Genomic DNA, 16,238 nt, shown 5'->3' on the forward strand with positions numbered 1-16,238 from the left:
ATAAAAGGAACCCTGCATGAGCATCAACCTGAAAACGCTGATCGGCAAACTCAACGAAACCAGCCGCACCGCCGCCACCCGCGCGGCGGGCATCTGCGTCTCGCTCGGCCAGTACGAAGTCGACATCGAACACCTGTTCCTGGCCCTGCTCGAGCAGCCCAAGAGCGACTTCGCGCTGATCGCGCGCCAGTGCGGCATCAGCGCCGGCATGCTCGAAGCGGACCTGCAGGCCGAGGTCTCGCGCCTCAAGGCCGGCAACTCGCGCACCCCGGTGTTCTCGGTGCGCCTGCCCAAGCTGTTCGAAAACGCCTGGCTGATCGCCTCGCTCGATATCCAGGCCGGGCGCACGTCCGAAATCCGCAGCGGCCATTTGCTGCAAGCGCTGCTGACCGATCCGGAACTGGCGCAGCTGGCCTTCCGCGGCTCCAAATTGTTCGGCAAGTTCGACGTCGAACAGATCAAGCACAACCTCGACAAGCTGGCCGCCGGCTCGCAGGAAGCGGTGGCTTCGCAGGCACCGGGCGACGCCCAGAGCGGCGACGGCAACGATCCGGTCGGCGACATGGCCGCCAAGGCCGCCTCCAAGACGCCGTCGCTGGACCAGTTCACCACCAACCTGACCGAGCGCGCGCGCGCCGGCAAGGTCGACCCGGTGATCGGGCGCGACACCGAAATCCGCCAGGCCATCGACATCCTGATGCGGCGCCGCCAGAACAATCCGATCCTGACCGGCGAAGCCGGCGTCGGCAAGACCGCCGTGGTCGAAGGCCTGGCGCTGCGCATCGCCAGCAACGACGTGCCCGACGTGCTCAAGGGCGTGGAAATCCACACCCTCGACATGGGCCTGTTGCAGGCCGGCGCCAGCGTCAAGGGCGAGTTCGAGAACCGCCTGAAAAACGTCATCGACGAAGTCAAGAAAAGCCCGCACGCGATCATCCTGTTCATCGATGAAGCGCACACCATGATCGGCGCCGGCGGCGCCGCCGGCCAGAACGACGCGGCCAACCTGCTCAAACCGGCGCTGGCGCGCGGCGAACTGCGCACCATCGCCGCCACCACCTGGGGCGAGTACAAGAAGTACTTCGAAAAGGACGCCGCGCTGGCACGCCGCTTCCAGGTGATCAAGGTCGAGGAGCCGAGCGAAGAACTGGCCTGCGCCATGTTGCGCGGCATGGCCCCGCTGATGGAAAAGCACTTCGGCGTGCGCGTCTACGACGAAGCGATCACCGAAGCGGTGCGCCTGTCGCACCGCTACATCATGGGCCGCCAGCTGCCGGACAAGGCCATCAGCGTGCTCGACACCGCCTGCGCCAAGGTCGCCCTGGGCCAGAACGCCACCCCGGCACTGATCGAAAACCTGGCGCGCAAGCTCGAACGCATCGACATCGAAGCGGGCGCCCTGCAGCGTGAAGAAAGCGCGGGCGGCTCGCACGTGGCGCGCCTGAAAGAGCTGGCGGCGCAGCGCACGGCCGCCGCCGAACAGCACACCGCGCTGGCGGCGCGCTGGGAACAGGAAAAGCAGCTGACCGAAAAGATCATGGACGGCCGCCGCACCCTGGAAGAAGCAGGGCAGAAGGACGCCAGCAAGGGCAAGGACATCCAGGCATTGATGACCGAACTGCGCACCCTGCAAGGCGAGACGCCGATGGTGCCGGTGCAGGTGGACGGCCACGTGGTGGCCGAAATCGTCGCCGGCTGGACCGGTATCCCGCTCGGCAAAATGGTCAAGGACGAGATCAAGACCGTCTTGAAGCTCAAGGACTTGCTCGAAGAGCGCGTGCTGGGGCAGTCGTACGCGATCGAAGCGGTGGCGCAGCGCGTGCGCACCTCGCGCGCCAACCTCGATGATCCGAACAAACCGAAAGGCGTGTTCCTGTTCGTCGGCCCGTCCGGCATCGGCAAGACCGAAACCGCGCTGGCGCTGGCCGATGTGCTGTACGGCGGCGAACGCAAAATGATCACCATCAACATGAGCGAGTACCAGGAAGCGCACAGCGTCTCCGGCCTGAAAGGTTCGCCCCCGGGCTACGTCGGTTACGGTGAAGGCGGCGTGCTGACCGAAGCCGTGCGCCGCAATCCGTACAGCGTGGTGCTGCTCGACGAAGTCGAAAAAGCCCACCCGGACGTGATGGAGCTGTTCTTCCAGGTGTTCGACAAGGGCGTGATGGACGACGCCGAAGGCCGCGAGATCGACTTCAAGAACACCATCATCATCCTGACGTCCAACGTGGCGTCGAGCGCGATGATGCAGGCCTGCCTCAACAAGGCGCCGGAAGAAATGCCGACCCCGGAGCAGCTCGAAGACATGATTCGTCCGCACCTGATGAAGCAGTTCAAGCCGGCCTTCCTGGGCCGCCTGAAGGTCATTCCTTACTACCCGCTGGGCGACGACGCGCTGGTCAAGATCATCGAACTGAAGATGCGCAAGATCGCCCAGCGCATCGCGACCAACCACAAGGCCGACTTCACGTACGACGAAGCGCTGGTCGAAGCGGTGCTGGCGCGCTGCACCGAAGTCGATTCGGGCGCCCGCAACGTCGACAACATCCTCAACGGCACCTTGCTGCCGGAGATCGCCGAAACCGTGCTGGCCAAGATGGCCGAAGGCGCCGCGATCGCCAAGATCAAGGTCAGCGCCGACAAGAAGGGGCAGTTCAAATACACCATCAAGTAAGCTGGCGGGCCGGGGCGGCAGTCGCGCGCCCTGGCCAGCGGGTGGCCGGCGCCTCTGCGGGCCGGCCGCGTCCATTCCACATCACTTCCTCGGGCAATCAAGCCGCATGCAGTTTTCCAAAGATTTAACACCCGCCGGCAACCGGCGGATGGGCAAGTTCGTAATCGTGCTTGGCGTGCTTGCGCTGCTGGTGTCGTTCTGGTTGGGCGCGCACAAACTACTGTTTTACGTGTCCTCCCTAGAGGCGCAGGGCACGCTGCGCGCAGTCAAGGGCGAGACACTGCCGGCGGTCGAATTCCGCACCATCGACGGCAAGACCGTGCTGTTTGAACCGGAAGGCCGCGGCTATGACAGCGCATACATCGGCAAGCGGGTCGATGTCGTCTACTCTGAAACGCAGCCGGAACACGCGTATATCAACAGCGTCACGCAACTGTGGCGCGCGCAGCTGATCAGCGGCTATTTCAGCGTCGCCCTGCTCCTGGCCGGGTACCTGACGTTGCGCGGGCACCTGGAGTGGTGGCGCTCGTCGTTCGGCTAGCCTCGATCGTCATGGCTTGATGGACGGGAGACCATATCGTCGAGCGCCATCGTCAGCGCGGCGCCGGGTCGGGAATGGCGACATTGGCGCCGGGCGGGCAGTCGATCAGGCAAAAAGGCGTGGCCCGGTGCGCGGCGCGCCCGGCAGCGCCGGCGGCATGTTCGTCGGCGGCCATATCCACCTCGGCGGGAACCGTGTAATTGAAGGGCAGCGCCGCTTCGCCATGGCGCGCGAAGGCAGTCTGGCCGGGTCCGAACATCGGTCCCGCATGGGGCCTTGAAGGTTCCCCGTGCAGCGCCTTGATGCCGCGCCATTGCGGCTGCAGGTTGACCGCGCTGGCGCAGCTCTCTGCCCCGGCACCGGGGCACAGCGCCCTGGGGACGCTGTGATAGTAGCTCAGGAACAGCCAGGGCTGGCGCAGGCGTTTGGCCGGATTGTCGGGCGCCAGGTAGGCGCCGCCGCCGGCCAGGAATACCCGGTCGCCGGTGCGCTTGCCGGTCTTGGGACTGATGGCGAAGCCGCGCTTGTCGAATTTGACGATGAAAAACACGCTGGCGAACTGCTTCGGCTTGACCAGGTAGGGCGAGTGCGGCACCGCTTTGTAGAGGTCCGAGGTTTCTTCGCTGCCTGAACCTTCGCTGGGCAGGTACAGCCAATAGCGGAACGGCCATGGTTCGACCGGCAGGATCTCGCGCGGGCCGATGAAGCTCCAGCGGTCGACCCAGGTATCGGCGCCTTCGACACGGCAGCGTACCCGTCCCGCCGGGGCGGCCATGCTGATGCAGGCTTCCCAGTTGCCGGCGCCGACATCGAGCACCCGCGCATCGAACAGTTCCCGTACCGGCTTGGCGTCGTCCTTGTTGGCATACATCGGCAGCCAGTTCTTGCCGGGGAAGATGGGCACCAGCAGGTCGTTGCCGAAGTTAGAATACACGCCGCCGGTGACGCCGCCGGCGCCGCACACGCCGGCCGCGCCGAGGAGCAGGGTGCTGACGAGGGCGCGCGGCGCGCGGCGGAGAAGATCATCGATGGTCATGGTGTTTGCTGTCAGGTGAGGGAAGAGACGCTTTTCGCTGCGCTATGGTAGCACCGGCACGGCGTGGGCCGCCGGGACGCGGATCGCCGGCCGCTCAGTAAAGATCGAATTTCTCCTTGTGCCGGTCGAGGGCGATGCGGGCGCAGGGCGCGGAAAATCCCAAGGTGCGTCCTCGGAAGGAAGTCAGGCCCTCGGCGGCGTCGAAGTACTCGGGGCACGGAAAACCGTACACCGTAAAGATGGCTTGCGCTTCGTCCCCGCCCGGCATGATCTGATAGGGCGAGCCATGGCCCAGCCTGACCAGCCCGGCCGAGAGCGCCATGACCACCAGCATGAAGCCGACATCGCCCCATGCGAGCACGACGCCGCCTTTCTCGTACATGAGCAGCGCCATGAACAGCGCGAACACGATCCACATGCCAGCGATGAGGCGCCACATCTCGCGGCGGTTGCCGCGCACGCGCGCCCGCGCGCCGGACCAGGCCCCGGACGGCAGCAGCATCATCTGGTCGGCCTCGCGGATCAGGCTATGCAGGTGCAGATGCGCGCCGCTGCGCGCCACCACCGCGCGCACCCGGTCGCCCTCGGCCAGCTCGCAGGCGTGTTCGAACATGCCATACACCAGCGAGCCTCCCAGGCGCGCGATGAACACGGGCGTCGGCTCTTCCCCTGCATCGTACATGACGGTTTCCTCGGTCAGCGCCCGGTGCATGCCGGCGGCGGCCTCGCGCTCGCCCGCGGCCAGGGGAGGATGGCGCATGCGGCGCGCGAGCTTGTCGAGCAGCTGTGTTTTCGACGGTGCGTCGTGCAGCGACGCGAGCGCGCCTTCGACCAGGAACAGTTCCTTGCCGGCGTAGGCGACGGTGGGGGCGTCAGGCATGCGGGCCTTGTGGGGGCAGGGAGCGGGGGTGAACATCGAGCCGGGCCTGCGCGCTTCCCGGGTTTGTCGTCGGGCGATTTCTCGGGCTTCGGGATCAAGGCCGGCGTGTTGTCATCCCGGCGCAAGCGGCATATCCCGCGCTCAATCGTCGCGCGGCGGTTTGACGCCCAGCAGCTCTTCGATGTGGGCCATGGCGCCCGCATCCTTGACCACCGAACGCAGCCAGACGTGCAGGTCGGTGGCGGCGGCGTCGGCCGCCTTGTCGGCGAAGTACGAGGCTGGACTGTGCGGCTCGGTGCGGCGGAAAAATTCGGCCACGTTGCGCAGCTGGGTCACGGCCTGGTCGCGCGTGCGGATCACGCCCGGCGGCCCGGACGGCACCGCCACGCCTGCCGGCCCCTGGTCGTTGTGCGGCTCGGCGTAAGCATAGTCGGCGCTGTCGGCCTGCTCTTCCGCCTGCGCGGCGACCGCGGCCGGCATCAGGGTGACCATGTTCTGCAGCGCTTCGCGGGCGTTGGAAAAGCCCGGGCTGTCGTGCCCGAGCCGGGCGTCGGCCGCCTGTTCGAACAGCTTGAGCCCATCGAGGCAGTACTGGGCGTCGGCGGTGAAGGTCTCGCGGAAGCGGGCGGAGTTGGCGGCGCGCGCCTTTTCCAGGTCGGCCAGCTTGAGCGGCGGCGGTCCGCTGCTGGGATTGGTGTGGCCGTTGCTATGGCTGCCGCTGGGGGCGGGCGCGTTGGCCAGCTTGCGCGCCACTTCGAAGTCGATGATCGTATAGCCGCGCGTGCCTTCGGTGATGCGCGTTTCACGCACCAGGGCGGGAGTGCGGCCGAGGATCCACGAGAGGTTGCCGACGCGCTGGTCGTGGTCGTCGTCTTCGGCTTCCGGGTACAGCCCGAGTTCCCAGTACTGGTCGATCAGGCCGGCGATGACGCGAAAACTCTCGCCCAGGCCGCGCAGCTGGTGTTTTTTGGCGGCCGCTTCGGCCAGCCAGACCGCCAGGCGCAAGTCCTTGCTCTGCGTCTCCAGCAGGGCGGCGCAGCGCTTGACGACGAACTCCCAGTCCGCTTCCTTGATTTCGGTGACCCATTCGCCCTGGTCGAGCGAGGGATCGTCGGACTTGCGGGCCAGGTTGATGGCGTCGAGGTCGGGCGAAAAAGCGAGGTCTTCGCCGGCCGGCCGGTCCTCGCTGATCGGGGTTAAAAGCTGTTCTGCTGCAAACATGATGTCCTTGTAGTGGGGCGGCGCTTACTGCGCCATCCGGAATTCGATGCGGCGGTTGCGCGCGCGGCCGTCGGAACTGTCGTTGCTGGCGACCGGGCGGTCGGCGCCCTGGCCGGAGGCGCTGAGCAGCTCGCCCTTGATGCCGGACTGGATCAGGTAGGCCTTGACCGCTTCGGCGCGCGCCTGGCTCAGGTTCTGGTTGGTGAGCTTGTTACCCTGGCTGTCGGTATGGCCGATCACGTCGACCTTGCGGTCATTGAGTTTTTTCATGGCGGCGGCCATCTCGTCGAGAATCGCACGCCCGGTCGGGGTCAGCTCGGCCTTGCCGCTTTCGAATTCGACGATGCGGTTGGCCAGGGTGGTATCGAGCACGCTCTGGTCGGCGGCCGAGACGCGCAGGGTGTTGTTGACCGTGTAGGTCGGGTTCAGGCTGGCCGCGACGTTGCTGGCGATTTTCTGGCGCGTCGCTTCGCTCGCCACTTCGCCCTTGATGCTGACGGTGCTGCCATCGATCTTGAGCTGCCCGCGCGAGATCGACTTGAGGTCGGGCGTGATCAGTTTTTGCACATAGCCGTTCCAGTTGGCCGGGGTGGCGACCTGGCCGACGCTGATCTGGTCGACCACGAGGTCGGCGCCGTACACGTCGCGCAGGCGCGCCAGCACCGCTTGTTTGCTCGCTTCATCGGGCACGGTGCCCGACACGAGCACCTGGCCCGGCTGGGGAACGGCGGTTTGGGCGCCGGCATTGACTGCGCCGGCAAGCAGGATGACAAGGGCGAGGAGGTGGCGCATGTTCTAAGATCCGATAAACGCCGCGCGCAAGGATTCCAGCGCGGATTTGAGTGACAAATTGGCTTGCGCCAGATAGGTGGACAGTTTCTTGACGGCGTAGTCGGTGTCGGTCTGTTCCTCGACCCACTCGAGCTGGTCGAACGTGATGTGGCGTTCCAGGCCGGCGGTGGGGTCCATGATCGCCTGCAGGGTCTGCGGCGAGGCACCGGAAAAGCCGATCACCAGCGCCGGCCTGGCGTTGATGCGGGTCACGAACAGGGCCAGTTCGAAGTCGGCGCGCGCCAGGAACGGGGTAATCAGGTGCATCCAGAAGGCCGCCACCAGGTTGCGGTGGATCGGGTCGAGCGGCAGCGGCAGCACCAGGCTCTTTTCGAGCCGGCTCGAACTGCTGGCCATGACCGGCTGCATCAGCATGCCGATGGCCAGCAGCACCTGGCGCGCCGAGCATTCGTAGCCGGCCTGGTGCAGCAGGGCGTCGAGCGCGCCGACCGTCTGCATGTCGAGGAAGTCTTCGAACGCCGCTTCGTAGGCCGAGGCGCGCAGGTCGACCTCGATCATGTGGGTGGCGGCGGCCTGCAGCGGGGCGGCGGCGTCGGCCGCGCCGATCACGCCGGCGCTGAGCGTTTCGAGCCGGTTCCACAGGCGGCTCAGGACCAGCGGCGCGTCCGGCACGAAGGTGACCGGGTCGGGCACCTCCATCGCGCCCATCATCAGGAACGGGAAGCGCCGGTTCGACTGGTCGCTGCTGGCCACGATGTGGCCGGCGATGGCACTGCGGCGGCGCGGGCCGACGAAGGCGAAATGCAGCGGCGCGACCGCGTCGTAGGAGAGTTTCCAGCGCGCGTCGGCGCTCATCAGGTCCATGGCCTGGGCCAGCCAGTCGTCCAGCACCTTGATCAGGGCCGGGCTGTCGCTGCCCTTGACGAAGTCGCCGCGGCTGGGAATCTTGCCGAAGTAGCCGACCGGGATCTGGGTGGCGCGCGTCATGGGCGTGCTCCCGCAGCGGCGCCGGCCGCCGCCGGCGCCGCTGCCGGCGCGGCCGCCGGCACGGTCGAACTGATGATGGTGTCCGGCAGGCGCAGGCCCTTGAAGCCACGGCCCGATGCGCTCGCCGCTGCCGGCGCCGGCCGCGGTGCGGAGCCGGCCGGCAGGATGCGCAGGTTGGAGGTGACCTTGACGCCGTTGCTTTCCCAGCTCAGCTCGAACGCGCCGTCATCCTTGCGTTTGCGCTGGGCCGATTCGACCATTTTTTGCAGGCCGTTGCGGCCCTGTTCATTGAGCAGCACCACCGTCTGGCCCTGCGGCGTGATGGCGGTAATGCGCGAGCCCGGCGTGCCCTGCGGGTTCGGCCAGACCATCCGCACGTACGGCTGCGGCTGGCCTTTCCAGCGCAGCGACTGGCCATCGATTTCGATGGTGAACTCGGTCGCGCCGACCGAGCCGAGCGCCTGCAGTTCGAACTGGGTCTGGGCTTCGGTGGCGGCGCTGGCGGTGGCGGTCGCGTTGGCCACGCCGCCGGCCGACAGCGGTGCGATCCAGCCCGGGAAGCTGCCGACCGCCGAGGGCGACAGGCCGATCCCCATGTTGGCCCAGGTGCGGGCCGCGACCACGTCGCCGCGGCGCACCACCAGCGGGCCGATGGTGGTGTCGAAGAACTTGGCGATCACGCCGGACGGGCCGAACACCAGGCCGATTTCTTCGTTGGTCGCTTCCGAACGCGATTCGGACGAGAACGGATACTTGCCGGCCAGGTTCTGGCGGAACGGCTGCAAGACCTGGGCCGCCCAGACCTTGTCGATTTCGGCTTCGGTCGGACGCACGATCACGGCGAAGGTCTGCATCAGCGGACGCACCAGGATCGGCCGGATGGCCTGCTTCTGGATGTCGGTCATGCCGGTGAGCATCTGTTCGTCGACATACTTGAGCGCGTCGGCCAGTTCGGAGCCGCTGCCTTCGAGGGTTTGCTGCATCAGCTGCTTGGCGCCCGGACCCGGGTCGCCCTGGTTCTTGATGGTGTTGAAGCGGCTGCGCAGTTTCGACAGGTGTTCCATGTAGCCGCGCATCAGCGAGGCATCTTTTTCGCGCGTCACCACCAGCCGCGCCACGCCCGAGAACTCGCGTCCGATCGGGCCGAGCGGCAGGTTGGCGGGATTGACCGCGTTCTGGTTTTGCGGCACGTTGACCTGGATCTGCGACGGTTTGCGGCGCAGCACCACTTCCTTGAGCCAGGTCATGAAGTCGCGCTTGGCGCTGGCCATGCCGGCGTCGGCCAGGGTCGGGTTATCCCACGAGGTCTGTTCGGCCACGGTGCTGATCAGCTTGTGGATCGGCGAGGTTTGCGGGTCGCCCAGGCGGTTCATGGCGGTGACCGCCGCTTCGAAGCCGTTCAGGTCGCGGATGGTCACGCCCTGCACGAACTTCTGCCATTCCTTGGCGTAGTCGGTCTTGTACATCTCGATGAGGGCCTTCTGGATCTGCTCCGGGCTGCCTTCGAGGGTCAGGTCGTTGGTCGAGGCGGTGCGCAGCACCCAGTCGGCGCTTTGCAGTTCCTTGTTGGCGGCATCCTTGAAGGCGGCCTTCACGTAGCCTTCCCAGGCTTCGCGCGTGAAGCTGCCCGGCACCGAGTAGCTGCCCAGTACCAGATCCTTGTCCTGATCGCCGACGATGCGCCCGACCGTGGCCGACGGGAAGCGGGTGGCGGCGCGCGCCTTGACGTCGGCGTACACGCGTTCGCGCGCCGGCATGCCGCGCACCACCAGGCGCAGGGTGTCGCGGGTCTGGTCGACCAGGGCCAGCTTGTTTTCGATCTGCGGCCACGACACGTCCTGCATCTGCGCCAGGTAGAACGAGATGATGCGCTCGGCGCTGCGGATCATTTGCTCGCGCGGCATGGCGCCGCGGTTGGCGTCGAGCCAGCCGCGCCAGAAGCGGGTCAGCTGGTCGTTCAGGTGGCCGCCTTCGAAGCGCGACTTATCGGCCAGCATCAGGTAGGTCTTGAGCGCGTTGTAACCGTCTTCGGTGCTGGTCGGCGAGGCATCCTGGAACTGGGTGCTGCCCGGCGCGGCGGTCGCGGCGGCCGGGGCCGTGGCCGCGGGCGCGGCGCTGCCGAGCGCGCCGGCGACGGCGGCCCTGACGCCGCCACCCGGCGCGTCCGGCGCGACCGGACGCACATTGCCCTGCAGCTGGCCGGAGTTGCTGTTGACTTCGGCGAGGAAGGTTTCGAGCGAGCCGGCGACCGGCTTGAGCATGATTTCGCGCACGCCGTTGAAGTATTCTTCACGCAGCTTGCGGTCGAGCATTTCACCCTGGTACAGGCCGAGGCTGAGCGACAGCGGACGGTCTTCGCGGTAGCGTTCCAGCTGTTCGATGCGGTCCTGCAAGATCTGCAGCGCTTCGAAGCGCGATTGCAGGTCGATCTTGTTGGCCTGGAGCTTGACCACCTGGTCGAGATCGGCCTGGACGTTCTGGACCAGCTGGCGGTTGCTCATGTACGACCAGCTCCAGCCGCCCAGGGTCAGGCCGACCATGGCGGTGGCCAGGAAGAAGGCGGCGTAGCGCATGCGCGTCTTGTTCGGGCTGGCATACTGGGCGACCAGGTCGCGGTCGGCGAAGATCACGTTACGGAACAGATTGAGCAGGAAGAAGCCGCTCTGGGTCTGGGTTTCGGCATGGTGCTGCGGTTGCAGCTTGATGTCGAACAATTGCGCCACGTGCTGGGACGAGGCCGAAATCGATTCGCCTTCCTGCAGCGCGCTGGTGAAGTAAAAGCCGCGGAACACCGGCTTGAACTGGAACGGATTTTCCTCGAACAGGGTGGCGATGAAGGTGCGCAGCGGCTGCTTGATGGTGGAAAACTCGAGCGGGAAGGTGAACACGCCGGGCGGCATGCGCTCGCGCCATTGGAGTGCCATATTGGCCGCGCTCAAGTCTTTCAGGCCGTCGTACAGCTCGTCGAAGCGGGCGTCGAACTGGGACAGGGCTTTTTCGCTGCCGGTGGTGTGGCTGTAGGGCAGGGTGGCGCCCCAGACGCGGTCGCGTTCGGCGCGTTCGGTATCCTGGAAGAATTCGTTAAAGCCGGCGATCAAGTCGGCCTTGGTAAACACCACGTACACCGGCGCGTGCACTTCGAGGCGCTCGGTCAGCTCCTGGACGCGCATGCGCAGGTTTTTCGCCAGGTTGATGGCGAATTCGGGACGGTTGCCGGTCAGCTCGGCCACGCTGACGGCGATGATGATGCCGTTGATCGGGGCTTTTTTGCGGTATTTTTTCAGCAGCGACAGGAAGCCGAACCACTCGGTGCGGTCTTCGTCGACCACCGAGTAGCGCCCGGCGGTGTCGAGCAGGATGCCGTCGGTGGTGAAGAACCAGTCGCAATTCCTGGTGCCGCCCACGCCCTGCACGATCTGGCTGTCGGCAAACGGGAACTGCAGGCCGGAACTGGCGATCGCGGTGCTCTTGCCGGCCGCCGGATTGCCGATGATCATATACCACGGCAATTCATACAGGGCCGCGTCACCGGACAGCTGGCCCAGCTTGGAACCCTTGATGGTGGCGATCGCATCGAGCATACGTTTCTTGATGGTTTCATGTTCCTGGCGCTGGGCCGGATCGGCGCGCACCGGCGACTGGGTCACCTGCTGTTCGAGCATCTCGCCCAGGTTGCCGGCGGCGCGCTGGCGCCGGTGGCGGCGCCACAGCCAGATCAGCAAACCGAAGAACAGCGCCACGCCGAGTACGGCCAGGGCGTACTCGATGGGGAGGTCCAGCACCGCCGCCCCGATCAGCAAGATGGCGGCAAATGCCACCCACCCCACGACGATCAGGGTGCGACGGCTCGTCAGGAACTGCCAGATTGATTGCATCATTATCAGAAACTCAGTTTAGAAAACATTTACATCAGGACCGTCGCGGGCCGGATCAGGCACAGCGACGGAAAGAAATTCATTGCTCAGTCATCGTCAGACATACTACAGGGGCGGGCCGGAAAGACGCCCGATGTAAGGCGCCCGTCAACGGCGCTTCATGACACCCGGCAAACGCAACTCGGTATGGCCGAAGTCCATCATTTTCCAGCGCCCGCCCCAGGTCAGCCCGAGCGATTCGGCCACTTCGCCGTACAGCTCGTAGCCGCGCATGGCCCAGGGATCTTTTTCCGAAATCACGATCTTACCGTTACGCACGAACGCGCAGTCGGCCGCGAGGCCGTACTGGTGCCAGCTCTGGAAGGCGGCGGCGTTGGTGACGGACGAGCCCATCGCGGCCAGCTTGTTCTGGCGTTCCGGACTGCGGTAGCCTTCCAGGATTGCCATGTCATAACCATGCCGTTCTTTCATTATTTTAAACGCTTGGAGCAGGCGTTGGGTGTACGCCGGATTCATCAGGCTCCAGTCGCGGCTGGCCGAGACGATCATCGGGCGCTCCTGTTCGACTTCCACGGTGGCGAACAGCATCGGCGGCAGGGGCGGCGGCGGCACCAGGTTTTCGCCTTCCAGCAGGTCGGCCACCTGGGTATCCATCTGGCGCGTCGATTCCACATAGCCGCCCAGCGACGAGCCGCCGGAAAACAGCGCAATGAGGGGCGGCACCGAGACCAGCACCACGCCGCCGATCACCAGCAAATAATGACGGCGCAGAAAATTGCCCGCTTCGTGAGCAGATGCACTGCCGCTTTGTCGTATTGCCGCAACACTTTGTCCCCTGACGTGCTCCGCCTTGCCGAACCAGCCGCGCAGGCGTGCGCCGGCACGCGCCAGCATCCGCAGTGCGAACGCGCGTCCGGCCGGAAACAGCACCATGAAGCTGATCAGGCAAGCCAGCAGGAAATACAAGGCTACTGCAAGGAACAGCACGGGGACCTCATCGGGACATTCAAAACAAAAAGTGCGATACTGACACAAAGGATTGCTTGGAAGTATATCTTACTGTTCTAGCAATCCGACATAGGATTTAACACTCTTTTGTGTGAAGAAACGCACTGTTGACATGGTAAAAAAGCTTCACGTTTTTTTTGAATAGCGTAAAGTTATGTAGAGATCAACAAGGAGCACCCTTTGCAACATCGTGAAGATCAGCCGCCAGCCTATAGTCGGCCCAGTTTACTTTCTACAGAGCAACAAGAAGCAGCGGCGCGCGCCAGTGCGCAAGCGCGCGAGGCGGCGCAGGCAGCGGACAGCGCCGCCCTCAAGGCCGACCAGGACAAGCGCAGCAAGAAAGGCTGGCTGGCCGGCGGCGCCGCCCTGCTGCTTGTGTGCGCCGGCGTCGCCGGCTGGATGGCGCTGGACGGCGGCAAGCCGGCCGAGGTGACTGTCGCGGCGGCCGGGACCGACGCGGCCATCCCCGAGGCGGCGGTGGTGCTCAAGCCGGCCGAGCCTGAATCCGATGTGTCGGCCGCCGCCATCCTCGAGCATGGTGCGGCGCCGCCCGCCGCCGACAAAGGCAAGTCGCTCAAGGACATGCTCGACGCCCCGAGGACAGCCGCCGAGGAACTCGATCAGCTGCTCGCCAGCAGCCCGGCCGAAACGCCGCTGCCGAAGGACGCGTCGAAGGCGCCGGCCAGGCCGGCGGCGCGCGAGCAAAAGCCCGTACTCGCCAAAGAGGGCGCGAAAAAAGCCGTGCTGGTCGCCAAGGCGGCCCCGGCCAAGCCGGTTGCGGTCAAAGCTGCCCCGGCCCCGGCCAAGGCGGCGCCGGCCGACGATGCCAGCCTGCTGGCCGCGCTGGTGGCCCATTCCAAGGAAGGCGGCGCCGCCAAGGCCAGCAATCCCGGTCCGGCCCCGACCTCGCTGAAACAGTGCAAGCAGCTCAACGCCGCCCAGGCCGAGCAATGCCGGGTCAGGCTGTGCGCCGGCAGCGCCAAGGACGATCCGCAATGCCGGTCGCTGCGCGTGGTCAAGCCCGAGGCGGACTGAGGATCATTCACGACGTCGGCGCCGGTGCGGCCGCCAGCGCCGCTGCCCGCCCGCGTGGCGCCGGGTTTGTCGCAAGATCCCGAGTGCGACAACACTCGTCGCCGCACGGATTTTGCTTCACAATAAAGCCTCATTCATCTGCAGGAGCATGACATGCTGAACAAGATCGTTTCCCGCCGCACGCTGCTGGCCGGTGCTGCGCTGTGGCTGCTGGGAACATCCGCGACGATGGCCCAGAGCGACAAGGTGCTCGATGTCTACATCTTCAACTATTCCGACCGCACCTTGCTCGATGTGTCCGTCAACGGCGTGCGCATGGGCAGCCCCGGGCCGTATCCGTACAGCGGGCGCCGCAACAAGGTCGGCGCGCGCCTGAACGACGGGGCGCAGACAGTGACCTGGCGCGTGGGCGGCAGCGAAGGCCAGGAAGCCGGTCCGATCATGCGCTCGTCCAACACGCCGACCATGGGCGAGATTCCGTCCGATGCGCGCTATCTGTCGATTCACATCTATCCCGATTCCACGGTCGAATTCAATTTTTCGCGCCGGGTGCCGGTGCTGAGCAAGCGCGGCGAAGCCATCGACGCCGATTACCGCCGCCGCAAGGCCGCGCAGGCAGAGGCATCGTGAGCCAGCCGGCCATCACGGCCATCGTCAGCGGCCACACGCAGGGCCTGGGCGCGGCACTCGCTGCCGGGCTGATGGAACGCAACATTGCTGTGCTGGGACTGGCGCGCGGCACGGCGCCGGCGCTGGCGGCACGTTTCGGCCCGCTGCTGCGCGAGGTCCAGCTCAACCTGTCCGACAGTGACGCGCTGGGCGCCTGGCTGGCCACGTCCGCCTTGCGCGAGCATGTGGGCGCCAGCACGCTGGTGCTTCTGATGAACAATGCCGGCACGGTCGAACCGGTCGGCGCGCCGCACCAGCAGGATGTGCTGGCGGTGGCGCGGGCGGTTGCGCTGAACGTGGCGGCGCCGCTGATGCTGGCTGCCGCCGTGGTCGCCGCAGCCGCGCAGGCCGAGCGGCGCATCGTGCATGTGTCGAGCGGCGCCGCGCGCAATGCTTACACGGGCTGGAGCGTGTACGGGGCCACCAAGGCCGCGCTCGATCACCATGCGCGCTCGGTGGCGCTCGACTATCCCATCGGGCCGCGCACTGGCGATGCCGGCGCCGGCGTGCGCATCTGCAGCCTGGCACCGGGCGTGATCGACACCGCCATGCAGGCGCAGCTCCGCGCCACGCCCGAGAGCCTGTTTCCGCAGCGTGAACGCTTCATGGCCTTGCAGCAGGACGGCGCGCTGGCATCGCCCGCGCAATGCGCCGCCGGTATCATCGACTATGTGCTGGACCAGCACTTCGGCCGCGTGCCGGTCGACGATTTGCGTACTGCTGCGCGTCAGCACTAGCCTGAATTTTGCATAAAAAAGGGCAAGAATGCCGTAAGTGATTGATAAAATGTGAGTTATCGAGAAACACAGCTATCAACAAAAACGCCACCTTGCCCGACATGAATTCTACCTCAGAGCAGCTCCGTTTTGCATCCATTCCCGCTCACAGTGTTCGAGCCGATTTTGCCGGTGGCGGTTTGTCGTCTGATCTCGGTCCGGTTCTGCTGCGCGGTGTCGACCTGCAGATCGGTCTGACCAAGCGCCTCGCGGCGGCTTTGCCGGACCGTCGCCATCAGAGCTACGTCACTCATTCCCATCACGATCTTCTGACCCAGCGCATCTACCAAATCGGCTGCGGCTACGAGGACGGCAACGACGCGAACAGCCTGCGCCACGACCCGATGTTCAAGCTTGGCGCGGCCCGTTCGCCGTTTGACGCCGCCGCCGCGCTGGCATCGGGAGCGACGATCTCGCGCTTCGAACACGCTGCAAGTCGTCAAGATATTTATCGCGTCAGCGAGGCCCTGGTCGAACAGTTCGTTGCCACCTTCGCCAGCCCGCCAAAGAGCTTGATTCTCGATCTGGATCACTCCGAGGATGCGTGCTACGGCCAGCAGCCGCTGGCGTTCTACAACCACCACTATGGTTCGACCTGCTACTTGCCGCTGATGATTTTCGACGGCCAGTCGGGCGGCTTGATCGCGGCGGTGCTGCGCCCCGGAAGGCGACCATTTGGCGAAGAGAACGCGATGATCATGCGGCGCGTTTTGAAGCGGATTCGTCAGCACTTCCCCGATACGC

The 16,238-nt window shown here is 65.8% G+C and carries 13 protein-coding genes; 6 read left to right on the forward strand and 7 right to left on the reverse strand.

The annotated features are described in order from the left end of the window. The first annotated feature begins 16 nt into the window (after positions 1-16). Both tssH and F2P45_RS13660 read left to right on the forward strand, forming a co-directional pair. Positions 17-2,674 carry a type VI secretion system ATPase TssH gene (gene tssH, locus F2P45_RS13655; protein ID WP_166875664.1) on the forward strand — a complete coding sequence of 886 codons (2,658 nt, stop codon included), beginning with the start codon at positions 17-19 and terminating at the stop codon, positions 2,672-2,674. Positions 2,675-2,780: 106 nt separating this feature from the next. Beyond that, positions 2,781-3,215, forward strand: coding sequence for a DUF3592 domain-containing protein (locus F2P45_RS13660; protein WP_223164737.1), 435 nt, complete (start codon positions 2,781-2,783; stop codon positions 3,213-3,215). 52 nt (positions 3,216-3,267) lie between these two features. On the opposite strand, the gene F2P45_RS13665 is transcribed toward F2P45_RS13660, so the two are convergent. The 7 genes from F2P45_RS13665 to F2P45_RS13695 all read right to left on the reverse strand — a co-directional run bounded on the left by F2P45_RS13665 (position 3,268) and on the right by F2P45_RS13695 (position 12,993). Continuing rightward, positions 3,268-4,251 carry a hypothetical protein gene (locus tag F2P45_RS13665; protein ID WP_166875670.1) on the reverse strand — a complete coding sequence of 328 codons (984 nt, stop codon included), beginning with the start codon at positions 4,249-4,251 and terminating at the stop codon, positions 3,268-3,270. Between the two features lie 94 nt (positions 4,252-4,345). Beyond that, positions 4,346-5,131, reverse strand: a complete 786-nt coding sequence (locus tag F2P45_RS13670) for a hypothetical protein (protein WP_166875673.1) — start codon at positions 5,129-5,131, stop codon at positions 4,346-4,348. 141 nt (positions 5,132-5,272) lie between these two features. Beyond that, positions 5,273-6,352 carry a type VI secretion system protein TssA gene (tssA, locus tag F2P45_RS13675; protein ID WP_166875676.1) on the reverse strand — a complete coding sequence of 360 codons (1,080 nt, stop codon included), beginning with the start codon at positions 6,350-6,352 and terminating at the stop codon, positions 5,273-5,275. Positions 6,353-6,376: 24 nt separating this feature from the next. Further along, positions 6,377-7,144: an OmpA family protein gene (locus F2P45_RS13680; protein ID WP_166875680.1), complete on the reverse strand. Its 768-nt coding sequence runs from the start codon at positions 7,142-7,144 to the stop codon at positions 6,377-6,379. Positions 7,145-7,147: 3 nt separating this feature from the next. After that, positions 7,148-8,131, reverse strand: coding sequence for a type VI secretion system-associated protein TagF (tagF, locus tag F2P45_RS13685; protein WP_166875683.1), 984 nt, complete (start codon positions 8,129-8,131; stop codon positions 7,148-7,150). After that, positions 8,128-12,006 (reverse strand): type VI secretion system membrane subunit TssM, encoded by a 3,879-nt coding sequence (gene tssM, locus F2P45_RS13690; protein WP_166875706.1) that lies wholly within the window; start codon positions 12,004-12,006, stop codon positions 8,128-8,130. Before tssM ends, tagF begins: the two co-directional genes overlap by 4 nt. A 147-nt stretch (positions 12,007-12,153) precedes the next feature. Continuing rightward, positions 12,154-12,993: a M15 family metallopeptidase gene (locus tag F2P45_RS13695; protein ID WP_370663248.1), complete on the reverse strand. Its 840-nt coding sequence runs from the start codon at positions 12,991-12,993 to the stop codon at positions 12,154-12,156. 201 nt (positions 12,994-13,194) lie between these two features. Between F2P45_RS13695 and F2P45_RS13700 the strand changes: the two genes are divergently transcribed. The 4 genes from F2P45_RS13700 to F2P45_RS13715 all read left to right on the forward strand — a co-directional run. Next, entirely contained in the window at positions 13,195-14,049 is an 855-nt protein-coding gene (locus tag F2P45_RS13700; protein WP_166875685.1) for a hypothetical protein, read from the forward strand. A 153-nt stretch (positions 14,050-14,202) separates the two neighbouring features. Next, positions 14,203-14,679 carry a hypothetical protein gene (locus F2P45_RS36190; RefSeq protein ID WP_166875688.1) on the forward strand — a complete coding sequence of 159 codons (477 nt, stop codon included), beginning with the start codon at positions 14,203-14,205 and terminating at the stop codon, positions 14,677-14,679. After that, positions 14,673-15,455, forward strand: coding sequence for an SDR family oxidoreductase (locus tag F2P45_RS13710; RefSeq protein ID WP_370663249.1), 783 nt, complete (start codon positions 14,673-14,675; stop codon positions 15,453-15,455). Before F2P45_RS36190 ends, F2P45_RS13710 begins: the two co-directional genes overlap by 7 nt. Before the next feature lie 101 nt (positions 15,456-15,556). Next, positions 15,557-16,238: IS1380 family transposase (locus F2P45_RS13715; protein WP_229505078.1), on the forward strand; the 682-nt coding region annotated here is incomplete at its 3' end.

This window comes from Massilia mucilaginosa (assembly GCF_011682145.1).
GTDB lineage: Bacteria > Pseudomonadota > Gammaproteobacteria > Burkholderiales > Burkholderiaceae_D > Telluria_A > Telluria_A mucilaginosa.

Bases quoted from the DNA above. Each gene is read 5' to 3' on its own strand.
- tssH (WP_166875664.1), top strand. From the start codon at position 17: ATGAGCATCAACCTGAAAACGCTGATCGGCAAACTCAACGAAACCAGC.
- F2P45_RS13660 (WP_223164737.1), top strand. From the start codon at position 2,781: ATGCAGTTTTCCAAAGATTTAACACCCGCCGGCAACCGGCGGATGGGC.
- F2P45_RS13665 (WP_166875670.1), bottom strand. From the start codon at position 4,251: ATGACCATCGATGATCTTCTCCGCCGCGCGCCGCGCGCCCTCGTCAGC.
- F2P45_RS13670 (WP_166875673.1), bottom strand. From the start codon at position 5,131: ATGCCTGACGCCCCCACCGTCGCCTACGCCGGCAAGGAACTGTTCCTG.
- tssA (WP_166875676.1), bottom strand. From the start codon at position 6,352: ATGTTTGCAGCAGAACAGCTTTTAACCCCGATCAGCGAGGACCGGCCG.
- F2P45_RS13680 (WP_166875680.1), bottom strand. From the start codon at position 7,144: ATGCGCCACCTCCTCGCCCTTGTCATCCTGCTTGCCGGCGCAGTCAAT.
- tagF (WP_166875683.1), bottom strand. From the start codon at position 8,131: ATGACGCGCGCCACCCAGATCCCGGTCGGCTACTTCGGCAAGATTCCC.
- tssM (WP_166875706.1), bottom strand. From the start codon at position 12,006: ATGCAATCAATCTGGCAGTTCCTGACGAGCCGTCGCACCCTGATCGTC.
- F2P45_RS36190 (WP_166875688.1), top strand. From the start codon at position 14,203: ATGCTGAACAAGATCGTTTCCCGCCGCACGCTGCTGGCCGGTGCTGCG.